Source organism: Agrobacterium sp. MCAB5 (assembly GCF_052114365.1).
Classification (GTDB): Bacteria; Pseudomonadota; Alphaproteobacteria; order Rhizobiales; family Rhizobiaceae; genus Agrobacterium; species Agrobacterium tumefaciens.
In genome coordinates this window covers 1-423 of the sequence record NZ_JBFREP010000291.1, presented here as the reverse complement: position 1 = coordinate 423, position 423 = coordinate 1, and the positions used below count along the sequence as shown (strand labels likewise).

Genomic DNA, 423 nt, shown 5'->3' with positions numbered 1-423 from the left:
CGACAAAGCAGCCGGAAACTGATCGTTTTTCTATTGAGATCCCAGCGATTGAAAAGCGCCGGGCCGGTCTTGATGCAGATATGCGGCTCTGGATCATTCTGGATGAGTATAACAGCGATATTATCGGACATTCTTTCTATCTGGAGCCGGAGCCTCCTGTGGGGCGGTTCAGCAAGGCTTTTTTTCTCCCCGTTCTTCGGGAGTTTATTGCGCGTCGTCGGTCATCCAGCGAGGTTTACCGCGCCCGATAAATAACCGGGTGATGTTCGCGCTACGGGCCTGGTGGGATTGCCGTTTGAACCGCGGTCCCGTGCAGAAGCGAGATCCGGTGCACTACCGCCCATAAGATGGTGACGGTCAACGGGATAGCAACGCAGACCAATACATGGTGACGGTCAACGGGATAGCAACGCAGACCAATAC

The 423-nt window shown here is 54.4% G+C and carries 1 pseudogene; it reads left to right on the top strand.

The features are described from left to right. Nucleotides 1-251, top strand: a pseudogene (locus AB4Z23_RS28680) (hypothetical protein); the annotation flags it as partial. Nucleotides 252-423 lie beyond the last annotated feature (172 nt).